The 556-nt window shown below is 52.9% G+C and carries 1 protein-coding gene; it reads right to left on the bottom strand.

Annotated elements, in window-relative coordinates; all coding sequences use genetic code 11:
• Positions 1 to 376: replication initiation protein (locus tag GHO42_RS04250; protein ID WP_218575985.1), on the bottom strand; the 376-nt coding region annotated here is incomplete at its 3' end.
• Positions 377 to 556 lie beyond the last annotated feature (180 nt).

Here is a 556-nt window from a genome sequence, read left to right as displayed (position 1 = left end):
GGTACGGCAGCATGTCTTTGGTGAACCTGAGTTCTACACGGCCCTCACCCTCCCGGTAGATGATTGTTTGCACCCAGCCGGTAATCATCACACTCGGTCTTTTCCCCTTGCCATTGGGCTCTTGGGTTAACCGGACTTCCCGCCGTTTCAGGCGCAGGGCCGCTTCTTTGAGCTGGTTGTAGGAAGATTCGATAGGGACACCCGCCATCGTCGCTATGTCCTCCGCCGTCACTGAATACATCACTTCATCGGTGACAGGCTCGCTCCTCTTCACCTGGCTAATACAGGCCAGAACGATCCGCTGTTCCTGAACACTGAGGCGATACGCGGCCTCGACCAGGGCATTGCTTTTGTAAACCATTGGGGGTGAGGCCACGTTCGACATTCCTTGTGTATAAGGGGACACTGTATCTGCGTCCCACAATACAACAAATCCGTCCCTTTACAACAACAAATCCGTCCCTTCTTAACAACAAATCCGTCCCTTAATGGCAACAAATCCGTCCCTTTTTAAACTCTACAGGCCACGGATTACGTGGCCTGTAGACGGCCTAAA

It is taken from the genome of Pseudomonas sp. FSL R10-0056 (assembly GCF_009600105.1).
GTDB classification, from domain to species: domain Bacteria; phylum Pseudomonadota; class Gammaproteobacteria; order Pseudomonadales; family Pseudomonadaceae; genus Aquipseudomonas; species Aquipseudomonas bubulae.
Note: the sequence above shows the minus strand (reverse complement) of the source record. Positions and strands in the feature narration are given on the sequence as shown.